The organism is Microcystis ichthyoblabe FBCC-A1114, from assembly GCF_050500245.1.
Lineage (GTDB): Bacteria > Cyanobacteriota > Cyanobacteriia > Cyanobacteriales > Microcystaceae > Microcystis > Microcystis ichthyoblabe_A.
The window spans coordinates 2,143,968-2,159,281 of the sequence record NZ_CP191408.1; the positions used below are offsets into that span (position 1 = coordinate 2,143,968).

A 15,314-nucleotide genomic window follows, 5' to 3' on the forward strand; every position below is an offset into this window, starting at 1 on the left:
TATGATTACCCAATCCTCAATTACTGCCGGGGTAAAAAATTCAGCTATGGCGGATTTTGTTTATCAACCTCCCCCGGCAGCTATCACAGCTAAACGTATTTTAATTAAACCTAATTTAGGTTATCCTGTGCCACCACCAGTAACGGTTAGTCTGCCGGTATTAAGTCAAGTTTTGCGGGGATTGAGGGGGGTAAATCCTGGGGCAGAAATCATCTTATTAGAGGGAGTTTGTTCGGCTATTTCTTTGAGAGAAATTATCGATATTTTGGGTGTAAAATCTATTCTCGATCCTGGAATAAATATTCTTGATGCTGATAGTTTAACCCAGCAAGAATATCCGAATCTTTCCCCTTTTCCTGTCCGTTTTCCCTCGATGTTTGCCCCTAAAATTATCGAAGAAGTGGATTGTCGGATCACGATTGGAACCCTAAAACGCACCCATTTAAAGGATAAACCCCTGATTTCTGCTTCTTTAAAAAATCTCTATGGACTCTTTCCCCGTAGTCATTATAAAGCCCGTAGTCCCAACTCGCGGGGGCAATTACATCGCCCCTCCGTACCGCTAATTTTACAGGATGTTTATTTTTGTATCGGTCATCTTTTTGATGGGGCAGTGGTGGACGCTAATCTCAAATATTTTAGTAGCAATTGGCGCCCAGATCGAGGAAAATCTATTCCTCTCGGTCAAGTGTTTTGGGGTGATGATATGATTAGCGTCGATCGCAGTGCTTGCCTGTTAGGTAATGAACCGATGCCGAGTTATTTAGATGCGATCGATTTGCTTCGTTCTCAACTTTTAAACGGAACTAATTAGGGTTTACTGAAAAAGTTTGTTGGTGGGGTTAGGAGTCAGGAGCCGGTCGTCAGGAGGGGAAGTCAGAATAACAGAATGACCTCGCGCAATCCTGTTTAAAAAATATACAGGAGAGTGGGGATCACCGGAGCGGGGGGAACAATCCATAACTGGGTTTTTACGGAAGCGAGCGAGGTAGGGTTTGGCATTCTCCAAGATTACCCCATTGTCGAGTGAACTGCTCTTTAGATTGCCCAAAACCCCCCCTCGGTGAGCGGTTATGCGTCTATCCAGATGCTGCCGTCTTCGATGCGAAGGGGATAAACGGGTAAAGCTTGGGGTTGAGAAACTGCCGCCATCGCTTTGTTAACCACCGGGGGCCAAGTAATCCAGTCTTTGACAGCACCAGTACAGAGATCAAACGAACTACGATGCCAGGGACAAACGATCGCGCCGTCCTCGGTAATTTTGCCCTTCGTCATCGATAATTTTAAATGGGGACAACGATTACCGACGGCGTGGAATTGACCGTTATTGTTAATCAAGAGAATGGAATTTTCCCCCACTTTTACCACTTGACGGGCGCCGGGGGCAAGGGAATCTACAGATAGTACTTTTGTCCAACTCATATTTTTATTTAACTAAGGGAGAGATCGAGAATGGTTTCGGGGTAATTTTGGGCAATAATATCCTGTTTAGCCCATTGTTGGTAATCTTGCAACAATTGACTCATTAAACGCTGTTTAATCCGCAATAAAACCCCTTTTAAGAGACTATTACCGGCGATTTCTAACAGCGGACGCGGGGTTAACCATAATGGTGGTGGTAAGGCGACTTTCACCTCAAGATTGGCTTTCCCCGCTAGATAGGTTTGATTATTTTTTTCCACAGGAGCGAGTTTGCCTTGAACATTGAGGCTAAAGCGATCGTTGATATAATCAATACCTTTGATCTGACAGTCTTCTGATTGCAAAAATATCGTCCCCTCAGAGGTAGCCCAGACATTAAGAATAACCGTGGGCTGAAAATAGTACATATTCAAGAAGTTTAGGGGACGCATTTTTAGGCGAAACCTATTCTCAGACAAGTGTTCTGTTAAGCTAGTCTCAACGATAGCCTGTACTAATCTTTGCGGTTGGCGCAGATAATGCTGAATCGGGATGGTTTGTTCAGCAACAACAATTTCTAGGGATTCGGCAGCGGTAAAAGTTACTTCCATACGTTGGTTATCTTAAATTTGTCTCCCTTCTTAATTTTACTTTACAAAACTTATACTTTTCGACGGTCCAGATGTAGAAATTTTATCGCTAAGAGGGGACACAAACCAGATTTTTGCCCAAAGTTAGGCTTTTTTCAGTGATCAGTGATCAGTGGGGGTTTTAAGTCAAGAGTGGGGGTGATGGGGAAGTGGGGTGATGGGAAGTGTCGTGAAGTGAAGGCCAAAAGACTAACAGGCTCTACAATGATGACAAGTGAGACCTCTAGGGAAAGGAAAATGATTATAACAAAGCCGAGAGAGCCAATTAAAGTCTTAATTGCCGACGACCACGAGCTAACCTGTTTAGGACTCAAGATTTTAATTTCCCAGCAGCAGGATTGTCAGGTGGTGGGAATTGCGGTTAATGGTCAACAGGCGATCAACTTGGCGAAAAGTTGTCAACCAGATGTAATTATTTTAGATATACAGATGCCTGTCTTAGATGGACACAGCGCCGCTATTCAAATCAAACAATTCGACCCTTATATTCTTATTATCGCCTATAGTTCCTTGCCAAAGCTTCCAATGGAAAAAAATAATCAAAGTATAGCTTTTGACCTATACTGCTCTAAAGATATATCTTCCCAAGCTCTGATCAAAGCGATCGATGACTTGGGAAAATTAGCACAATCGGACAAATATCAATCCCGTCGAGTCGGATAGTTAACTAAGTTTTTCTTCAGGAAAAGTTGCTTGAAACTCATCGAGTAATTCATCCAACTCCTCAAGAGCTTGATTAACATCTAATCTCAGGCCGCCAATGTCGGGTTTATCGCGCAATTGCAGTAAATAATCGCGTTTATTAGCCATTTGTTGCACTTTATCGATCAAGCTGGTTTTATCCATAATTCACCCTCTGGTACTGACTGCGATTATATCTCAGTCAGCCCCTATCAGTGGCTCTCCTGCAAAAATCAAAAATCTTCTCTTGGGTGAGGAGACAGGAGGTTCCCAGGCTCTCTTGGGTTTGGTGGGTAAAATGTGTTCTAAGATATAGTCTGGCGAGCAAGTGGAATGAACCACAGAGACACAAAGGACACAAAGATCGCTCCTATGCAAGTTAAACTGATCACACAAAGAATAAGAGAGCCACTCCGACAGAGGAGGATAAAAAAGACAAGAGACAGCTAACTGATAACTGATAACTGATAACTGATAACTGATTTTCCTATGTCTCCTCTAGATTCTCATTGCACAGAAATAACTACCGTTGCCGATCCTATTTATCTAGAAATCTTTAAAAATCTCTATCAATTTATTGCCGAAGAAATGGGGATTACTCTCCAAAATACGGCAGCAAGTGTCAATATTAAAGAGCGCCTAGACTTCTCCTGTGCTATCTTTGATGAGGTAGGAAATTTAATCGCCAATGCTCCTCATATTCCCGTCCATTTAGGTTCTATGGCCGATAGTGTCAAAAGCTTAATTCAGGATAAAGGTGAGACGATTCGTCCGGGGAATGTTTATCTAGCTAATAATCCTTATAATGGCGGTACTCACCTGCCGGATGTCACAGTAATTAGTCCTATTTTTGACCGCCAAAATCAGGAAATATTATTTTATCTTGCCTCCCGGGGGCATCAAGCTGATATCGGTGGCATTACCCCCGGTTCTATGCCTCCCCATTCTGTCCATATTAGCGAAGAAGGAATTTTATTCGATAATTTTTTGCTGGTAGCAGCGGGACAGTTTCGGGAACAAGAATTAATTAATCACTTAACTAATAGTCCTTTTCCTGCACGCAATATCGCCCAAAATATTGCCGATTTTCAGGCACAAATAGCCGCTAATGCCAAGGGAGAAAGAGAATTACATAATATGGTTGATCGCTACGGATTAGCTATGGTTAAAGCCTATCAACAGTTTGTTCAAGATAATGCCGAATTGGCGGTTAGAAAAGCTATATCTGTCTTAAAAGATGGTGAATTTACTTATTATCTGGATAACGGTGCTGTCATCAAGGTCAGAATTACCATAGATATTGAAAATTGTCAAGCAACCATTGATTTTACTGGCACATCTGACCAGTTAAATAATAACTTTAATGCACCCCTGGCAGTGACAAGAGCGGCGGTTTTATACGTTTTTCGTACCCTTGTGGAGGAGGCAATTCCTTTAAATGCTGGCTGTTTCAAACCCCTCCATTTAATTATCCCATCTGGCTGTTTTCTTAATCCCGTTTATCCGGCGGCCGTAGTAGCAGGAAATGTGGAAACTTCCCAGGCCATAGTTAATGCTTTATACGGTGCTTTAGGCATTCAGGCAGCCAGTCAAGGAACGATGAATAATTTCACTTTTGGCAATCAAGAATATCAATATTATGAGACTATTTGTGGCGGTTCTGGTGCGGGAGCAAATTTTGCGGGAACTGCTGCCGTACAAACCCAGATGACTAATTCCCGTCTCACCGATCCAGAAGTATTAGAAATGCGTTATCCTGTATTAGTGGAAAGTTTTAGCATTCGCCCCGATAGTGGCGGTAAGGGACAATATTCTGGAGGTGATGGTGTGATTAGAAGAATTAAATTTCAAGAGTCCATGACTGCTAATATTTTATCGGGTAATCGCCAGATTCCCCCCTTTGGACTAGCGGGAGGAAAAGCCGGTAAAATAGGACGTAATGCCGTGGAAAGAAACGATGGAACTATTGAAGAATTGCCCGGTACTGCGACTGTAGAAATGAACCCCGGTGATATTTTTATTATTGAAACCCCCGGCGGTGGTGGCTATGGAAATTGTTGAACGATAACTTTAATTTTAATTAAGTACCTAAGCAAAATTAAGTAAGTGGTTATAATTAAATTAAAGATGGATCCCCCCTTAATCCCCCCTTAATAAGGGGGGTGTCTGACGATTTACTGATTAATTTATGACAATTATCTTAGCGATCGAAACCAGTTGCGATGAAACGGCTGTGGCTATTGTTAACAATAACCAGGTGTTGAGTAGTGTGGTTTCTTCTCAAATTGATCTCCATCGTCCCTATGGCGGTGTTGTGCCAGAAATGGCCTCCCGACAACACCTAGAAACCATTAATTTTTGTCTAGAAAAAGCTTGGCAAGAAACGGGGTTAACTTGGTCAGAAATTGATGGAATAGCCGTCACAGTTGCTCCCGGTTTAGTAGGTGCTTTAATGGTGGGAATGACGGCGGCCAAAACCCTGGCTATTATCCACGATAAACCCTTTATCGGCATTCATCATCTCGAAGGTCATATCTATGCTTCCTATCTCGCTGAATCTGATCTTAAACCTCCTTTTTTATCTCTTTTAGTCTCCGGGGGTCATACCAGTTTAATCCATGTGCAGGCCTGCGGTAAATATCAACAATTAGGAACTACTAGAGATGATGCAGCTGGAGAAGCTTTTGATAAAGTGGCACGATTATTAAACTTAAGTTATCCCGGAGGTCCGATCATTGATCGCATTGCTAAAGATGGTAATCCCCAAGCTTTTCCCTTACCTGAAGGTAAAATATCTTTACCAACCGGCGGTTTTCATGCCTACGATTCCAGTTTTAGCGGTTTAAAAACTGCCGTTTTGCGCTTAGTAGAGAAATTTGAGCCAGATAATTTACCTGTAGCTGATATAGCCGCTAGTTTTCAAGATACGGTGGCCAGAAGTTTAACCCGTCGGACCATCAATTGTGCCTTAGATTATGGCTTAAAAACTATTGCGATCGGGGGAGGAGTAGCTGCTAATAGTGCCTTAAGAAATCATCTGGAAACTGCCGCCAAAAATCATGATTTAACCGTCTATTTTCCGCCACTTAAACTCTGTACAGATAACGCCGCTATGATTGCTCGCGCTGCTGTTGATCATTATGATCTTGGTCATTTTTCTGACCTTTCTATCGGTGTTCGTTCCCGTTTACCTTTAAGCGAAGTTATGCAATTATATAATACGTCAGATTTTTAGATATCAGCCTTCGGTCTTCAGTATTCAGAATTGAGGAGATTGCTTTTATCTATTCTCCCTGTCTCCCCACCCCACTTCATAATTCATAATTGATAATTTATAATGTTTGGCTTTTTAAATCTCAATAAACCCCCCGATTGGACTTCTCATGATTGTGTGGCCAAAGTCCGAAAAATTCTTAAGACAAAACGAGTCGGCCATGGCGGAACTTTAGATCCTATGGCTACGGGAGTTTTACCGATCGCCGTCGGGGCTGCCACCCGATTACTGCCCTATTTACCCGAAAATAAGGCTTATCGGGCAAAAATCCAGTTAGGACTCAGCACCGATACCGATGATATTACCGGAAAAGCGATCGCTACTTGTCCCTGTGCCGATTTAACTTTAGAGGCAGTTAAGCCTCATTTAGCGGAATTTATCGGTAATATCGCCCAGATTCCGCCAATGTATAGTGCTATTCACCAGGATGGTCGCCGTCTCTACGAATTGGCTCGCAAAGGGGAAATAATCGCAGTGGAGCCTCGTCAGGTCAAAATTGACCAAATTACGGTTTTAGGCTGGTTAGAGGGCGAATTTCCGCAAATAGAGCTAGATATTCACTGTGGATCGGGGACTTATATTCGTTCCCTGGCCAGAGATTTGGGCAAGGTGTTAGCTGTGGGTGGCACTTTAGCCGGTTTAACTCGCACGGAAAGCTGTGGTTTTCAATTAGCTGATAGTATTAATCTGGAAGCTTTAATGGCTAATTCTGAGGGTTTAATTTCGCCTCGCATTGCCTTGGCGCATCTAGACTGGATTTCTTTGACATCAGAAAGAGTTATCGATTGGTTTCACGGCAGAAAAATTAATCTCACCGATGCAAATGTTATAATCAGTTCTCTGGTTGCTGTGGAGTCTTTAGAGGCTCAATTTCTCGGCATTGGTGAGATAGTTGTCGCAGAAGATGAATACTATCTACAGCCTAAAATAGTTATTCAGCAATAGGGTTAATATATGGGTATATCTCAGTTTTGTAGAAATGTCTATATTACATTTTGAGCGCAGGCCATTGGCGTAATAATATTATTGTAGGGGCGAATTGCATTCACCCTATTGTAGGGGCGAATTGCATTCGCCCTCCGGAAAGAGGCAACAGGAAAGGGAAAAATATGTATAATTGATTCTCTCTGGGTACTTAATAAATACTTTTTCTACATCTTAAGTATTCTTATCTGGACAAACTAAGCTTTTTTATCAACAGTATAAACCCACTGATTATGATTTTTTCTGGCCACGATTTTTTTAGAAGCAACCAAAGATTTTAGACAAAGATTGAGCATAGAAACGGGACGATTTAAGCGTTGGCTCAATTCTTGAACTGTGATTCCTTGGGGATAAAATTGCATAAGTTCAAAAATTTGTGCGCTAGTATTTAATCCTTTTGTCGGACTAATAATCTTGATAGCCAAGGCTAGTAATCGGGAGAAACGACAGGCCATTAGACCCTTGTTTGTCGCTGCTTTGTTCCGATCAATCTAGCCTTTTTTTCGAGAAGTTATTAGGGTTTAAAATGCTAATAAAATCCTGACGGAAATGGAGATTAATTTGTTCCCATAATCTCTTGAATAGCAGATAAAAGATGATCAATCTCCTCATCAGTGCCGATGGAAATCCGCACATAATTCTGAATGCGAGGATGTTTAAAATATCGCACTAATATCTGACGGTCTTTGAGTTGATTATATAACTCACTGGCACTAATCTGGGGGGGAGAAGCGAGGATAAAATTAGCTTCCGAGTCAAAAACAATAAATCCCAACTCGCGCAGAGAAGTAATTAAACGGCTGCGGGTTTGACAGACTTTTTGCCAAACTTGCTCAAAATAATTATGGTGTTTTAAAGCTGCTGTGGCTAAAGTTTGAGCGATGCGATCTAAATTATAGGAATCACGCACCTTATCCATCTGTTCGATAATTGCCCTGGAAGCAAAACCGAAACCGACTCTTAACCCCGCTAAACTATAACTTTTCGACATAGTGCGACTAATGATGACATTATCGTAACGGGAGAGAAAATCGAGATGATTGTCATCACTAAAATCCACATAAGCTTCATCAATTAATACCAATCCCGAGGCATTAGCACAGGTTGCTTCTAAATAGTCGCGATCAAGATGTTTACCGAGGGGAGGATTAGGAGAAGCTAGAAAAATTAATTTCGCTTCCGGACAAATAATCGGTCCTGCTAATTCAAATTTATCATTAGTGGGAAATTCGATAATATTTGCCCCGTGTACCCGGGCAATTGTCTCGTAAAGGGAATAGGTTAAATCCAAAAAAGCGACACTTTCGCAAGGGTTAACAAAAGTTCGCAGGGCGATATTAAGGATATCATCGGAGCCATTACCCGCGATTATCTGATCAGCTGTGATGCCGTATAATTCCGCCGCCGTTTGCCGTAACTCTTTGGAGATAGGATCGGGATAGAGTCGGACTTTCTCTAATTGCTCTGGCAGGTGGGAAAAAATTTCCGCCGGTGGGGGATAGGGATTCTCATTGGTGTTAAGTTTGGTAAATCCCGCGCTTTGGGGCTGTTCTCCCGGAGTGTAAGCGGGGGTTTGACGAACACAATCGCGTGTAGGTAGCATGGACTCTCTGGGGCGGCAATTTCTAGCAAGCTTTCCATTATAACAAATCCTCGCCGATGATCGGGGGTTGAATCGATGTCAACCCCTACCGGTAAAACTAATTAAGGTTCTACCCAACGGCCATCGGCTTTAATTAAATTAATCAACTCGGTTACACCTTCACTTTCGGGGACGCGTTTAATTTCCTCGCGACCGCGATAAAGGGAGATATAACCGGCCTGTTTCCCCACATAACCATAGTCTGCGTCGGCCATTTCTCCCGGTCCATTGACAATACAACCCATAACGGCGATATCGAGTCCGGTGAGGTGTTTAGTCGCTGCGCGCACTTGCTGCAGGACATCTTCTAAATTAAAAAGAGTGCGACCACAGGAAGGACAGGCAACGTATTCGACCATGGTTTTCCGTAGTCCCAGGGCCTGGAGAATGCTGTAACAGACGGGAATTTCCTTTTCGGGAGCTTCCGTCAGAGAAACGCGAATCGTATCACCAATACCGTCCGCTAAGAGAGTGGCAATCCCGGCAGTGGATTTAATTCGTCCGTATTCCCCATCTCCTGCCTCAGTAACCCCCAAATGTAGGGGATAATCCATACCTAACTCGTCCATGCGCTTAACCATGAGACGATAGGCGGCCACCATCACCGGCACGCGGGAAGCTTTCAGGGAAACCACTAGATTGCGAAAATCGAGGGATTCGCAGATGCGGATGAATTCTAAAGCCGACTGTACCATTCCTTCGGGGGTGTCACCGTAGGTAAAGAGCATTCTTTCGGCCAGAGAACCATGGTTAACGCCGATTCGCATCGCTTTACCTTGATCTCGCAGAGAAATCACTAAAGGTTTCAGGGTTTCGGCGATTTTTTCGCCAATTTCATCAAATTCTGCTTGACTGTACTCGCTGCGGTCGGCTTTCGGTTTCTCGAAAACGTACAAACCGGGGTTAATCCGCACTTTATCGACGTGCTTGGCCACTTCTAGGGCGATTTTCATGCCGTTGTGATGTACATCGGCTACTAACGGCACAGGTTGATAGGTGGCGAGCAGTTTTTCCCTAATTTTAGCTAAAGCGGTGGCGTGGGACAGACTCGGCACGGTGACGCGGACAATTTCACAGCCGATTTCATGGAGGCGACGGATACCGGCCACGGAACCATCTATATCAAGGGTATCCTCGTTAATCATCGACTGCACGACCACGGGATGACCACCACCGATGGTAACGCTACCTACCCGGACGGGACGGGTTTTGCGTCGGTGAATCGTGGTGTCGAATTCGGAGGCAGTTGCGGGGAGGTTGAGCGTCGATTCCAAGGTTTGCATAGGACTATCACCAACAATCACTCTCCCTATTCTCTCAAAGAACAGCAACAGATTCTAGCCACTCTAATAAAATTGGGTTAAAACGGTCAGGACATTCATCCTGCAAACAATGACCGGCCCGGTCAAATTCTACATATTTAATCCTAGTATTAAGGGAGACAAAACCCGGAGCTAACTGGACGGGAACCATGGGATCTTGTTTGCCCCAACACAATAAAATCGGGATTTGTAAACGTGGTAAAATTAGCTTTGCCGGTGGACAATATTCGGGATGATTGACAGCTTGTGCTAGGGAAATAAACGCCTCAGCTGCCCCCTCATCTAGGGTTGGGGCGGCGATAATTTGTACTAATTCGTCGCTGACTGCTTTCTTGTCTTCGTAGGCGATTCCTGTCCATTTTTTCAAGACTTGCGGACGACGCAGATAGTAAAAAATCGGTTTTAATAGCCAAGGCGAAGTGAAAAAGTTTTCGATGGGAGTGACGATATTTAATAACCAATCGGCAATCATTTCCCGCCGACGGCTGACATCGGGTAAACTGAGCATAACTAATCTGGCTACCATTTCTGGGTATTTACCCGCTAGGGCCATACTAACTAAAGAACCGATCGAATTTCCCACTAATACCACCGGTCTATTGATAAAAGTTTGCCAGAAATCGTGTATTTGTTCCACCCAGAGATTAACGGTATAGGGAACCTGCACTTTGCGCGAACCACCAAAACCTAATAAATCTACCGCGTAAACTCGATGATTTTGGCTGAGAATAGGAATATTATGGCGCCAATGTTCGATCGCCGCTCCAAATCCATGCAGTAAAATTAAAGGGGGATTATCGACATCTTGGGGGTTTTTTGCCGGCATAAAACTATAACGAATTTGCCAACCGCGCCACACCCAATCCCGTTGATAACCGATGCGTTCTGTCCAAGCTGGTGAAGTTGTCACTTAAGTCAAACAATTAAGAGGGTTTCAGGAAATATCACTCTAAGTAGGTAGGAGTTAAAAATTATCAGATGCCCCCCTTATTAAGGGGGGACTAAGGGGGGATCGGCACCCCCCTTATCAAGGGGGGAAGGGGGGATCGAACCTAAAATCCATTTTTAATTTAATTATAACCAGCTACTTAGTTTTATTATACGGGTTTCCCCGTCCCTAACCCGCAGCCGAATAACATTTTTGTACTACTTTTCCCAAATATATTTAAACCTAGGGTTGATCTAGCCTATGCTAAGAAGAGGGGGATTAAAATCGCTCCTAGACTTTAATTGCAAATTTAGGATACTGCACAGATGGGCAATCTATTTGATGATGTTAGTCGCTTTCTTGAAACCCAACTGGAAGAATTTCTCAAAAGTCATCCCCAATTAGAATTACAGGCGCTGGTGGAACAACTGCGCGAACAGGAGCGCGATACGGCTAAACTGATTAGCGCTCTAGAAAATGAGCGTCAACGTCTCGAACAGCAAATTTTGGCCACTGCCCAAGATATCCAAACTTGGCACGCTAGAATTGATAAGGCTAAGGCCGCTGGACGGCAGGACTTGGTTAAGGCTGCCAGTGAACGCGAGGCGGCTCTATTTCGTCAGGGTAATCAACTTTGGGGACGGATGGAAGGGGTGAAAAAACGTCTGACTCAATCTCAAGAGTTACTGCAACAAGTCCAACAACGTCGTCAAGAAGTGCAAATTAAAGCCGAAAAAGCCCCTAAAAATCAGTCGCGTGACTGGGAAACCACTTTTTGGGATCAACCCCAAGAATCCGACTATCAGCGCTCGAACTACGATCATCTCGATCTAAAATTTAAAGAATGGGAAATGGAAGAAGAATTGAAAAAATTAAAGCGAGAAATGGGACGATAATTACTGTTAAGTATCTAAGCACAATTAATTACACATCTAAGCCACTACTCCGTCAGACTTCTGCTGTGAGTAAACAGTGAACTGAAAACTCAAATCCGATCCCTAATAGCTGTATCCCGTCTCCTGTCTCGACTAGGAAATTAATTTTGCACGACTACTTAATTCATGATCCCTTTTTACCTTTGACTTCCTGCCAAGTGTTACCGACTCCCTGTAAAACCCCACGAATTACTAAACCAATACCCCTACCGATAACTTGGATAAGGATATAGACTACTCCATTACCCACCACCCGAAAAAAAGCGCGTAAACGAGGGGATAAAGAGTCTCTTAATTCTAAGGCGATCGAAACTAACCAGGGTATGCCTGTTAAACTGTTTAATTCTTCCTGTCGGGGGGAATAAATGGCTAGAGATTGAATTTCTCCATCGCTATAGTGAAATAATTGATATTGACTTTCAAAGATATCTTTAGGTTCTTGCCAATATTGTTGCCGTCGGTATTTCCAAGATAATTCATTGCGGATTTTAGCTAATTTTCTGGCGATGAGAAATTCTGACCGGTAAAGTTTTTGTTTGATTCTTTCCGATTCCGAGAAGTTATTGAGAATAATTACCGTCACCGCATTGGCAATATTATGAATGAGATTTTGCAGGATAATTTCGGCTCTGGCGATAGTTTCAGGAGCATTAGCTCGGTATTCTACTCCGTCAATAGTTAAACTATTTTCGTACACTAAATAGGAAAATAAGTCAAGAGTAAAAGGAATTTTATTGAGGATTTCTATTTGAATTGCCTCTCTTTCTTCCAGAATAATTTCATTAAGTTTGCCTTTACTAATTTCGTCATAAACCGAGGCATTAATTTCTAAAAATTTACGCGTAACTTTCTCCCAGATATCGTAAATAATCAGATTTAAGCGACTGGTTAATTCCCCGCTGCTAACCTGTAAATATCTCATTTCATCGACATTTTTACGAATTTCATCGAGAACTAAATATAATAATTCCCGTTGCCGATTATCCTGTAAAACATCAATTTCAAAACTAATCTTTGTTCTATTAATTAAAGGCGATCGAATAACTGCTAAAGTGGACTCAAAAACTGCCGAAACACAGAGGGGACGCTCGCGGCTTAAAATTGGTAATTCCCGATCGATATTGTTAATTATTATCGGAGGTGTCGCTGAAGCTGAATTGTAATAGCTCCCTTCCAGGGGAATTAGTTTTCTCACTAGCCATAGGGCTGCTAAAAGTTCTCGTTTTCTTCCCTGCCAATAAAAGCGATCAAAGCCGGATAAAGACTGTTGATTGAGATGGAGATCAATTAAATGTAATTCACTTTCGATGCGATTTAATCCCGTTTTGCCAGCACTGATTAACCAATGGCTAGGGGCTAAACTTGCACGGGTAGCAATGGTGAGAGGGGAAGGGACAACATCGTGGGATTCATCCCGGGAAATTTGCCCTAAAATAGTGATAAATTGCTCTAGGTTTGTGCCTTTGGGAATATAACCGGCGATGCCTAATTCTCTGGCGATTAGTTGCTGTCGGGAGTCGAGAGGAAAGGTTAATAGAACAATTTTACTTTCGGGATAGCGAGAGTGGAGAATTTCACAGTAAGACCAATCAAAGAGAGGATCAATAATAATAATTTCGGGGGCCGGATTAAGAGTCAAAGCGAAAATTGTTTCTAAATCCCCTTCGGTGACGATACTAATATTTTCTATCTGCGACAAGGCCTGCACCAGACCCAAGCGGAAAATCGGGTCATTATCGATGATAATTAGGGTGAGAGGGCGATCGATCACAAGAGTTGCAGCCTGTCAACGGATACTATTCACAGGGTCAATTATACAGTGATCTGGCTCATTTGTTTTGTTTATAGCCATAGAAATCGATGCGATAATCGGTAATTTTTACCCCCGTCGATGCCTCGACCTGTTTAATTAATTCTGGGGGAAGTTGGATATGCACATCGATGATTTCTTGACTGTCCAGACAATTGATGTGACTGTGGGAATCGCTGATGTTGCCGTAGAGTCTGCCGTCCCAGCGTTCCACAGATTCGATAATGCCTTGACCCGATAGAGCCTCTAGGTTTTGGTACACTGAGGTATGACCGATGTTTTTTCCTTGCAGATTGAGACGATCATAAATTTCTCGCGCTGATAGGTGTTCCTGCGCTTGCCACAGCAATTCTAAAATATAGCGACGCTGACGACTAACCCGCATTCCTAAAGTTTGACACCTTTCGATCGCATCTTCTAAACACCGGATCGGTTTTTGTTTTACCTCCAAATTGTCCATATTTGTATCCGTTGACCTCCGCCCTAATACATAGTCATTACCAGTTTAGCTTAGTCTTTCGATCGATGTCCACATTGCCCCAGTTTTTAGCCCATCTCAGAGCAGTTATCTCAATGGTGAGATAAAAAATTTTCGTTGTAGGGAGACAAGAGCGCCAGAGTAGGAAGGAAAAGTCTGAGCATTTGTACTAAAAATCTCAACTTACACAATTCTGGTTTTAAGTCAATAGCCTTTACAAAACTTCAAAAATTGCAACATAAAAAAATTTCATCACTGGCGGCTTTTTTTGGGCAAGAGAATCGATATAGTCCCCTGATTGTCTTGGTTTTCCCTTGATTTAAAGCTTAAAGGTTAAACTAAGCCCACAGCATACCACGATCATACCATATTATTAAATGTAGGCAACCCCGATTTACAGCTAAATTTTGGCAAATTCTGGGAAAATCAAAATCTTGTAACTTACTTGTTACATTGAACTAATCGCCCCAAATATTTAAATATTTTAATTATTTACCTTAAATTTATAATTTTTACTTATTCTTGAAGGCTGATTAACTAGGGTTGGGCAAAAAAGCTTGTAAGCTCTATTTAAAGTCAGTCGAGTCGCTTAGTATCGGGAGACAGATGTGACTTGTATAGCTTCCCAGTTTTTGAGATTTGAAGACTTTTTAGAAGCATTTTGAAAGTGTCTTAGCTGATGGATTAAATATGAATTATCAGCCATAAAAATCTTCATCAAGAATCTGTTCTAAAGAAAAAGGGCAGTCTAAGGGATATGCTTCCTCTGGAGGAATCGCAATTCCAAAGTCAGCCAATTTACTTTCCTTGATGGCAATTTTGCGACCTTTAGGATAGGTTTTATCGATGGCGATTGCTAGATGAGATTTCAAAGAAGGGGTGTTTTCTAGTAAGGCGACAACTCGTTCCCTGTGTTCGACAATGGAGCTATACCAGCTAGATTTCATGCTTTCAGGGGCGGAGGATTGTACTTTTAATTTCAGTAAATGAGCCAGCAAAATCATTAAATTTCCTTCTAAGGCATTTTTATCTGATTTACCCAATTCTTTTAACTCCTCAACCAAATGAGATACATCTAATGCCTGAAAATCTCCTTGTTCTAACTGACCTATTGTTGTTATCAGCCATAATTGAAAATCTTGTTCATAGAGTTCTGATTTAGTTATCATGATGTCTTCGATAATAGTTAATCTAGACTGAATTATACTC

Annotated in this window: 16 protein-coding genes; 6 read left to right on the forward strand and 10 right to left on the reverse strand. The window is 42.3% G+C overall.

Annotated elements, in window-relative coordinates:
• Position 1 precedes the first annotated feature (1 nt).
• A complete protein-coding gene (locus ACQY1Y_RS10415) occupies positions 2–814 on the forward strand; it encodes a DUF362 domain-containing protein (protein ID WP_430014519.1) in 813 nt (270 codons plus the stop codon).
• Positions 815–1,071: 257 nt separating this feature from the next.
• On the opposite strand, the gene ACQY1Y_RS10420 is transcribed toward ACQY1Y_RS10415, so the two are convergent.
• Both ACQY1Y_RS10420 and ACQY1Y_RS10425 read right to left on the reverse strand, forming a co-directional pair.
• Positions 1,072–1,422, reverse strand: a complete 351-nt coding sequence (locus ACQY1Y_RS10420; protein ID WP_008204906.1) for a Rieske (2Fe-2S) protein — start codon at positions 1,420–1,422, stop codon at positions 1,072–1,074.
• Between the two features lie 8 nt (positions 1,423–1,430).
• A complete protein-coding gene (locus tag ACQY1Y_RS10425; protein WP_002793930.1) occupies positions 1,431–2,012 on the reverse strand; it encodes a DUF1997 domain-containing protein in 582 nt (193 codons plus the stop codon).
• A gap of 243 nt (positions 2,013–2,255) precedes the next feature.
• On the opposite strand from ACQY1Y_RS10425, the gene ACQY1Y_RS10430 reads away from it, so the two are divergent.
• The gene (locus ACQY1Y_RS10430; protein ID WP_430014520.1) at positions 2,256–2,714 is read left to right on the forward strand and encodes a response regulator; all 459 of its coding nucleotides are present in this window, start codon (positions 2,256–2,258) and stop codon (positions 2,712–2,714) included.
• Here the strand turns inward: ACQY1Y_RS10430 and ACQY1Y_RS10435 are convergent, their stop codons facing one another.
• Positions 2,715–2,897, reverse strand: a complete 183-nt coding sequence (locus ACQY1Y_RS10435) for a hypothetical protein (RefSeq protein WP_002763844.1) — start codon at positions 2,895–2,897, stop codon at positions 2,715–2,717.
• A 324-nt stretch (positions 2,898–3,221) separates the two neighbouring features.
• Between ACQY1Y_RS10435 and ACQY1Y_RS10440 the strand changes: the two genes are divergently transcribed.
• The 3 genes from ACQY1Y_RS10440 (at position 3,222) to truB (ending at position 6,951) form a co-directional block, all read left to right on the forward strand.
• Complete coding sequence (locus ACQY1Y_RS10440) at positions 3,222–4,793, forward strand: hydantoinase B/oxoprolinase family protein (protein ID WP_430014521.1); 1,572 nt, start codon at positions 3,222–3,224, stop codon at positions 4,791–4,793.
• A 127-nt stretch (positions 4,794–4,920) separates the two neighbouring features.
• On the forward strand, positions 4,921–5,967 hold the full coding sequence (gene tsaD, locus ACQY1Y_RS10445) for a tRNA (adenosine(37)-N6)-threonylcarbamoyltransferase complex transferase subunit TsaD (protein WP_002734576.1): 1,047 nt from the start codon (positions 4,921–4,923) through the stop codon (positions 5,965–5,967).
• Between the two features lie 102 nt (positions 5,968–6,069).
• Positions 6,070–6,951, forward strand: a complete 882-nt coding sequence (gene truB / locus ACQY1Y_RS10450) for a tRNA pseudouridine(55) synthase TruB (RefSeq protein ID WP_004158498.1) — start codon at positions 6,070–6,072, stop codon at positions 6,949–6,951.
• Between the two features lie 236 nt (positions 6,952–7,187).
• Here truB and ACQY1Y_RS10455 read toward each other — a convergent pair whose 3' ends face one another.
• From ACQY1Y_RS10455 to ACQY1Y_RS10470, 4 genes are all read right to left on the reverse strand, one after another.
• On the reverse strand, positions 7,188–7,445 hold the full coding sequence (locus ACQY1Y_RS10455; protein WP_002768810.1) for a hypothetical protein: 258 nt from the start codon (positions 7,443–7,445) through the stop codon (positions 7,188–7,190).
• Between the two features lie 101 nt (positions 7,446–7,546).
• Positions 7,547–8,593, reverse strand: a complete 1,047-nt coding sequence (hisC, locus tag ACQY1Y_RS10460; RefSeq protein WP_430014522.1) for a histidinol-phosphate transaminase — start codon at positions 8,591–8,593, stop codon at positions 7,547–7,549.
• Positions 8,594–8,694: 101 nt separating this feature from the next.
• Positions 8,695–9,915: a (E)-4-hydroxy-3-methylbut-2-enyl-diphosphate synthase gene (gene ispG / locus ACQY1Y_RS10465; protein ID WP_430014523.1), complete on the reverse strand. Its 1,221-nt coding sequence runs from the start codon at positions 9,913–9,915 to the stop codon at positions 8,695–8,697.
• 34 nt (positions 9,916–9,949) lie between these two features.
• Positions 9,950–10,864, reverse strand: coding sequence for an alpha/beta fold hydrolase (locus tag ACQY1Y_RS10470; RefSeq protein ID WP_430014524.1), 915 nt, complete (start codon positions 10,862–10,864; stop codon positions 9,950–9,952).
• Between the two features lie 344 nt (positions 10,865–11,208).
• Here ACQY1Y_RS10470 and ACQY1Y_RS10475 point away from each other — a divergent pair, with 344 nt between their 5' ends.
• Entirely contained in the window at positions 11,209–11,778 is a 570-nt protein-coding gene (locus ACQY1Y_RS10475; protein ID WP_002776813.1) for a TIGR04376 family protein, read from the forward strand.
• A gap of 163 nt (positions 11,779–11,941) precedes the next feature.
• Here the strand turns inward: ACQY1Y_RS10475 and ACQY1Y_RS10480 are convergent, their stop codons facing one another.
• From ACQY1Y_RS10480 to ACQY1Y_RS10490, 3 genes are all read right to left on the reverse strand, one after another.
• Positions 11,942–13,588 carry a DUF3685 domain-containing protein gene (locus ACQY1Y_RS10480; RefSeq protein ID WP_430014525.1) on the reverse strand — a complete coding sequence of 549 codons (1,647 nt, stop codon included), beginning with the start codon at positions 13,586–13,588 and terminating at the stop codon, positions 11,942–11,944.
• Between the two features lie 58 nt (positions 13,589–13,646).
• The gene (locus ACQY1Y_RS10485; RefSeq protein ID WP_002741350.1) at positions 13,647–14,087 is read right to left on the reverse strand and encodes a Fur family transcriptional regulator; all 441 of its coding nucleotides are present in this window, start codon (positions 14,085–14,087) and stop codon (positions 13,647–13,649) included.
• Positions 14,088–14,803: 716 nt separating this feature from the next.
• Positions 14,804–15,274: a DUF29 domain-containing protein gene (locus ACQY1Y_RS10490; protein WP_002733042.1), complete on the reverse strand. Its 471-nt coding sequence runs from the start codon at positions 15,272–15,274 to the stop codon at positions 14,804–14,806.
• Positions 15,275–15,314: the final 40 nt, after the last annotated feature.

Bases quoted from the DNA above. Each gene is read 5' to 3' on its own strand.
- ACQY1Y_RS10435 (WP_002763844.1), bottom strand. From the start codon at position 2,897: ATGGATAAAACCAGCTTGATCGATAAAGTGCAACAAATGGCTAATAAA.
- tsaD (WP_002734576.1), top strand. From the start codon at position 4,921: ATGACAATTATCTTAGCGATCGAAACCAGTTGCGATGAAACGGCTGTG.
- ACQY1Y_RS10430 (WP_430014520.1), top strand. From the start codon at position 2,256: ATGATGACAAGTGAGACCTCTAGGGAAAGGAAAATGATTATAACAAAG.
- truB (WP_004158498.1), top strand. From the start codon at position 6,070: ATGTTTGGCTTTTTAAATCTCAATAAACCCCCCGATTGGACTTCTCAT.
- ispG (WP_430014523.1), bottom strand. From the start codon at position 9,915: ATGCAAACCTTGGAATCGACGCTCAACCTCCCCGCAACTGCCTCCGAA.
- ACQY1Y_RS10440 (WP_430014521.1), top strand. From the start codon at position 3,222: ATGTCTCCTCTAGATTCTCATTGCACAGAAATAACTACCGTTGCCGAT.
- hisC (WP_430014522.1), bottom strand. From the start codon at position 8,593: ATGCTACCTACACGCGATTGTGTTCGTCAAACCCCCGCTTACACTCCG.
- ACQY1Y_RS10425 (WP_002793930.1), bottom strand. From the start codon at position 2,012: ATGGAAGTAACTTTTACCGCTGCCGAATCCCTAGAAATTGTTGTTGCT.
- ACQY1Y_RS10415 (WP_430014519.1), top strand. From the start codon at position 2: ATGATTACCCAATCCTCAATTACTGCCGGGGTAAAAAATTCAGCTATG.
- ACQY1Y_RS10490 (WP_002733042.1), bottom strand. From the start codon at position 15,274: ATGATAACTAAATCAGAACTCTATGAACAAGATTTTCAATTATGGCTG.
- ACQY1Y_RS10420 (WP_008204906.1), bottom strand. From the start codon at position 1,422: ATGAGTTGGACAAAAGTACTATCTGTAGATTCCCTTGCCCCCGGCGCC.
- ACQY1Y_RS10455 (WP_002768810.1), bottom strand. From the start codon at position 7,445: ATGGCCTGTCGTTTCTCCCGATTACTAGCCTTGGCTATCAAGATTATT.
- ACQY1Y_RS10485 (WP_002741350.1), bottom strand. From the start codon at position 14,087: ATGGACAATTTGGAGGTAAAACAAAAACCGATCCGGTGTTTAGAAGAT.
- ACQY1Y_RS10475 (WP_002776813.1), top strand. From the start codon at position 11,209: ATGGGCAATCTATTTGATGATGTTAGTCGCTTTCTTGAAACCCAACTG.